Source organism: Streptomyces sp. NPDC058751 (genome assembly GCF_042746485.1).
Classification (GTDB): domain Bacteria; phylum Actinomycetota; class Actinomycetes; order Streptomycetales; family Streptomycetaceae; genus Streptomyces.
On the sequence record NZ_JBHYPZ010000091.1, the window covers coordinates 1 to 6,315 of the forward strand.

General features: G+C 71.0%; 2 protein-coding genes. Both read right to left on the bottom strand.

All coding sequences use genetic code 11. The features are described 5' to 3' along the window. Positions 1 to 1,391, bottom strand: a 1,391-nt coding sequence (locus tag ACFW6B_RS40890; RefSeq protein ID WP_386604988.1) for a condensation domain-containing protein, incomplete at its 3' end; no start/stop codon positions are given. Continuing rightward, positions 1,388 to 6,315: amino acid adenylation domain-containing protein (locus tag ACFW6B_RS40895; protein ID WP_386604990.1), on the bottom strand; the 4,928-nt coding region annotated here is incomplete at its 5' end. The genes ACFW6B_RS40890 and ACFW6B_RS40895, both read right to left, overlap by 4 nt.

Here is a 6,315-nt window from a genome sequence, read left to right on the forward strand (position 1 = left end):
AACGTGGCCCGCTCGGCCAAAGGCTCCGGCCCGGTACCCAGCGCAAGCAATCGCTCCCGCTCGACGGCACCCAGCAGATCAAGACGGGCGACAGGCATGTCGGCGGCATCCACGAGAGCGCCCAGGACCTGGAGCACCCGGTCGAGCACGGCCTGCGCGGCCTCGGTCGCGAAGACGTCGGGGCGGTGGTCGAGGCGGAGCGAGAGGGTCTCTCCCGGTCCGGCGATCAAGGCCAGTGGATAGTGCGTGGCGTCGTGTCCAGCGACCCGGGTCACGCGCAGTCCGCCCGTACCTCCGGACGTACCCTCGCCGCGGCTGCCGGAAGGATAGTTCTCGAAGACCACGAGGGTGTCGAAGAGCTGCTTGCGCCCACCGAGACCGGACTCTGCCTGGATCTCGGCGAGGCCGATGTGCTGATGGGCCATCATGCGGGCCTGCTCGTCCTGCAGTCGTCGCAGGTAGTGCGCCACCGGCTCGGCAGCACGCAGCCGTACGCGCATCGGCACGGTGTTGATGAACAGACCCACCATGCCCTCGATACCCTCGACTTCGGAGGGACGGCCGGAGACGGTGATGCCTGTGGTGACGTCGGACCGACCGGTGAGGCCGGCCAGAACGAGCGCCCAGGCCCCCTGGACCAGGGTGTTGAGGGTGAGCCCTCTCTCCCGGCCCCACGCGGTGAGCTTCGCGGTCTGCTCGGCGGAGAGTTCGGCGTGCAGCTGGCCCGGTACGACCGGCACGTCGCCGACACCCGGCGCGACCAGGGTCGGGCCGTCCGACCCGGCGAGGGCCTCACGCCAGGCGGCCCTTGCCGCGGCGCGGTCCTGGCGGGCCAGCCACGAGAGGTAGGCGCGGAACGGGCGGACCGCGGGCAGCCCTCTGGCCACGCCCTTGCTGGCGTAGAGCGCGAGGAGTTCCCGCCAGATGATCGGCAATGACCAGCCGTCCAGCAGAATATGATGGAACGTCAGTACAAAACGGTGACTCGACTCGGCCTGCCGCACCAGTGTGCAGCGCAGCAGCGGTGGCTCGGCGAGGTCGAAACGGCGGCCGCGCTCCTCGTCCACCACGCGGTCCGCTGCGGCCCCGCGTTCGGCCGCGGGTACATCGGTCAGGTCGACGTCCCGCCAGGGCAGGGAGACCTGCCGGGGCACGATCTGCGCGCTGCGACTGAGTCCCTGGAAGCGGAAGCCTGCGCGCAGATTGCCGTGCCGAGCGAGCAGTCCGCTCGCCGCGGCGCGCAGCGCCTCCCGATCCAGCGTGCCTTCCAGGTCCACCACGAGCTGCGCGGCGTAGACGTCCGGCGCCGTCACGTCGTAGACGCTGTGGAAGAGCATTCCCTCCTGAAGCGGGGACAGGGGCAAGATGTCCTCCAGGCCCGACTGGCTCATTTCGTCATCCTCCACTCGGCTTCCAGCAGGTCGATCTCGCTCTGGTTCAGTTCGGACAGCGCCACGTCCGACGGGGTGTGGCCGCCCGCCTCGGGGCGCTCGGTGTGGTCGGCGAGCGCGCGCAGCGCCCGGGCCCAGGCCTCGGCAAGGGCACGCACGTCGGCCTCCTCGAACAGGCCGCGGGGCCACACCCAGTGGGCCTGGAGTTCCGGTCCCTCGGCCCGGTCCCGGGTGGCCACGGCGATCTCCAGTTCGTGCGGCATACGCATGACCGGGTCCTGGCCGCCGATGCCCATGAGGTCGCTGGCCACGGACCAGTCGCTCCTGGCTCCCGCTGGGGCGCCACCCTCCGTGGCGCTGGACTGCGGGGCGCGGGATTCCGACTCACCACCGCGTCCCAGGTAGTTGAACCCGATCTGTGGGCGCGGCAGCGCGGCCAGCTCGGGTCCGGTACGCGGGTTGAGGTGGCGCAGGGCGCCGAAGCCCATCCCGTGGCCCGGTGCCGACCTGCGCCGTTCCTTGATCCGGCGGAGCACCTCACCGGCGGTGGGGCCGCCCGCCATCGCGTCGGCCAGGTCGTAGGTCCCGGCGTCGAGGAGCACGGGAGCCATGGCCGCGAACCAACCCATGGTGCGGGACACGTCTGTGCCGACGATGACGTCCTCCTCCCGGCCGTGGGACTCGACGTCCACCAGATAGCCCGTTCCGCTGCCCCGGCGCCGTTCGGCGAGTGCCAGCGTCAGGGCGGCGAGCAGCACGTCGTCGACGCCCGCGTAGAAAGCGTCGGGAACGCTGGTGAGCACCGCGCGGGTGACATCCGTCGGAACGGTGACGGCGACGACCTCCGCGTTCTCGTTGGTCTCGGCGTCCCAGTCCCGCCCGGCTCGGTCCAGCAGGGGCTCGGCCTGCTCCAGCAGCTCCTTCCAGTAGGGAAGTTCCGCCTCGCGCTCCGGGGCGAGGGCCCAGCTCGCGAGTCGGTGCGCCCACTGGCCGAAGGAGGTGCCCACCGGCTGCAGCCGCGGGGTGCGCCCGTCGACGACGTCCTGCCAGGCCTCGGTGAGGTCCGGCAGCAGCACCGCCCAGGACACCGGGTCGACGGCGAGGTGATGGGCGTCCAGGAGGACGAACCCGGGCAGGTCGGGGCCGCGGTCGAACCAGACCACCTGGAGCATCAGTCCCCGATCGGGGCTGAGCCGCTCGCGCGCCGCCTTGGTGTGCTCGGCCATGGCGAGAAGCCCGGCCCGGTCGTCCAGTCCTCGCAGGTCCACCCGCTGGACGCAGTCCTCGGCCTGGACGGCGCCGGGCTCTTGGACATCGAGGTGCCAGCCAGCGCCGGCACCCGGGCCGTCGGCCGGTGCGCCCTGCTCCTTCGTCACCCGCAGCCGCAGCGCGTCGTGGTGGTCGAGCAACGCCTGTACGGTCGCCCGCAGCCGTTCCTCGTCGCATCCGGCGGGCGCCTGGAGCATCCGCCACTGGTTGAGCTGGGCGAAGGGACCGCCGAGTTCGGCGAAGTGATGCATGATCGGCGTCAGCGGCATGGTACCGGTGCCCGCGCCTTCGTCTTCATGCTCCTGGTCTGCCGCCTCAGCGGCGACGCCGACCAGCGCCGCCACGGTGCGGTACTCGAAGATGTCCTTCGCGGAGACGACCAGACCCGCACGGCGGGCGCGGCTCGCCAGTTGGATGGACATGATGCTGTCGCCGCCCAGGGCGAAGAAGTCGTCGTCCACACCGACCCGTTCGAGTCCCAGAACTTCGGCGTACAGCGCGCACATTGCCGTCTCCCGCTCGTCACGCGGTTCCCGGCCGGTCGCCGCGGCGTCGAAGTCCGGGGTCGGCAGCGCCTTGCGGTCGATCTTCCCGTTGGGTGTGAGCGGGAATACCTCCAGCAGGACCAGTGCTGCGGGGACCATGTACTCGGGCAGGCTCGCGGCCAGGTGGCGGCGCAGTTCCTCCTGGTCGACCGGCGCGTCCGGGGCGACGGGGACCACGTACGCCACGAGGCGACGGGTGCTGTGCCCGTCGACGTCGACCACAACCAGGCACTGGGACACAAAGGGATGAGCGGTGAGGACGGCCTCGATCTCACCGAGCTCCACCCGGAACCCGCGGATCTTCACCTGTTCGTCGATCCGGCCGACGAACTCGATGTCTCCCCTGGCGTTGCGGCGCACCAGGTCACCGGTCCGGTACATGCGTGCCCCGGGGCCGCCGAACGGGTCGGCGACGAACCGCTGCGCAGTCAGCACCGGGCGGTGCAGATAGCCGCGACCCAGCCCCGATCCCGCGAGGTAAGCCTCGCCGACCACACCCGCGGGTACCGGGTTGAGCCCACTGTCGAGGATGTAGAGGCGGTCGTTGGGGGTGGGCCGCCCCGCGTCGGGAGCAGTGTCGCCACGCAGCGGATCGCTCATGGTGGTGAGCACGGTGGACTCGGTGGCGCCGTAGACGTTGACGACGCGTACGCCGGCCCGTGCCCATCGGGCCGCCAGTTCGGCGGAGAACGACTCCCCGCCCATCAGTACGCCGCGCAGACTGGGCGTGCTCTCCGGGTCCAGGGTGCTCAGCAGGGTCGGCGGGATCGTCATGTGGGTGATCCCGGCACGTCGGACCAGGTCGGCCAGCTCGTCGCCACCGGGGTGACCGTCGACCGGGCCGAGCACCATGGTGGTTCCGGTGAGCAGCGCCATCACGAAGTCGCCGATGGCGGCGTCGAAGTTGGGCGACACCAGCTGGAGCAACCGGCTGTCGGCGTCCAGGCCGAACTTCTCTGCGTGGCCGACCGCCAGGCTCGCGAGCCCGGAGTGCGGCACCATCACCCCCTTGGGGCGGCCTGTGGAGCCCGAGGTGTAGATCGTGTAGGCCAGGTTCGTCGGGTGCGAGGGCGCGTTCCGGTCCCGGTCAGTGGGGTCGGTGACCGGCTCCTGGAGCAGGGCATGCGCTGTCTTCGGTTCGTCGACGACCAGTCGGGGGGTGTCGGTGTACGGCAGCTTCCCGGCCAGGGTACGGGTGGTCACCAGCAGGTCGGGCCTGGCGTCGGTCAGCATGAACTCCAGTCGGTCGGCCGGATAGTTGGGGTCGATGGGCAGGTAGGCGGCGCCCGCTTTGAGGAGGCCGAGCAGAGCCACCACCAGTTCGGTGGTCCTCGGCAGGGCGACGGCAACGAACTGTTCGGACCGCACGCCCAGGGCGATGAGCCGGTGCGCGAAGCGGTTGGCCCGCTCGTTGAGCTGCACGTAGCTCAACTCGGTGTCGCCGTCCACCACGGCCGGATGGTCGGGGGTCCGAATCACCTGGGCCTCGAACAGGTCGGCCCAGGTGCCGTGCGGCAGGTCGCGGGCTGTGTCGTTCCACCCCTCGATCAGCTCGTGCCGCTCCTGCGGGTCCAGTACGTCGACCTGGTCCAACGGCTGGTCCGGGTCGGCGAGTACCGCCGTGAGCAGCCGCTGGAACCGCATGACGAGGGACTGGACAGTCTCGGCGTCGAAGAGGTCGGTGCTGTACTCCAGGAGCGCGGACAGTCCCGCAGGGGCGCCGCGCTCGTCGCGCCGCTCCCCGAAGCCGAAGAGCAGGTCGAAGGCGGCTGACGCGGTACCCACCTGATGGGGTGCCGTGGTGAGCCCGGGGAGCGCGGTCGGCTCGCCGTCCGAGGCGTCGGCGCCCGCGAGCGACAGCATCACCTGGAAGAGCGGGTGGCGCGCGAGGGAGCGCTGCGGGTTGACGGCCTCCACGAGGCGATCGAAGGGGATGTCCTGGTGGGCGTAGGCGGCCAGGTCCGTCTCGCGGACCCGGTCCACCAGCTCGGCGAAGGTCGGCCGTCCGGAGAGGTCGGTGCGCAGCACCAGGGTGTTGACGAAGAAGCCGACCAGGTCGTCCAGGGCGTCGTCCGTACGGCCGGCGACGGCCGTGCCGACGGGGATGTCGGTGCCCGCTCCGAGCCGGGAGAGCAGGGCGGTGACGGCGGCGTGCAGCACCATGAAGGTACTGGCGCGATGCCGGCGTGCGAAGGCCGTCAGCCGCTCGGCCGTCTCCTGCTCCACCGCGAACTCGACGGTCCCGCCGCGATAGCTGGGCACAGCCCGGCGCGGGCGGTCGGTGGGCAGCTCCAGCTCCTCCGGCAGCTCGACCAACTGCTCCTTCCAATAGTCGAGTTGACGGGAGATCGGACTCTCCGGATCGCTTTCCGAACCCAGGATCTCGCGCTGCCACAGGGTGTAGTCCGCGTACTGCACCGGCAGCGGCGCCCAGCCGGGAGCGTCACCGGCACACCGGGCGGCATAGGCACGGATCAGATCACGGCTGAGCACCGGGATCGACCAGCCGTCGGCCGCGATGTGGTACATGACCAGCAGCAGGACGTGCTCCTGACCACTCACCTCGAACAACGAGGCACGCAACGGCAGCTCCGTCGCCAGGTCGAAGCCCCGCCGCGCCTCCTGCTCCAGACGGCCCGCCAGGTCTTCCTCGGACATCGGCTCCGCCATCAGCTCGATTTCGGCGTCGGCGCGGACCACCTGGTACGGACCGTCCTGGTCCTCCGCGAACACCGTCCGCAACACCTCGTGCCGCTCCACCAGGTCCCCCAGCGCCGCACGCAGTGCCACGACGTCCAGGGATCCGGAAAGACGCAGGGCGAAGGGCAGGCTGTACGCCTCACCCGCACCCTCGATGCGGTTGGCGAACCAGAGTCGGCGCTGCCCAAAGGAGAGGGGCAGCTTCTCCGGGCGGGAGACGGCAGGCGTGAGCCGGGGGCGTCCGTCGGCGGCGTGGTCGAGTGCGGCTGCGATGCCCGCGACGGTCGGCGCGTCGAACAGCTCCCGCACCGACAGCTCGCACCCGAACGCGGACCGCACCCGACTCACCAGGCGGGTGGCGAGGAGGGAGTGCCCGCCGAGTTCGAAGAAGTCGTCGTCGATGCCCACCC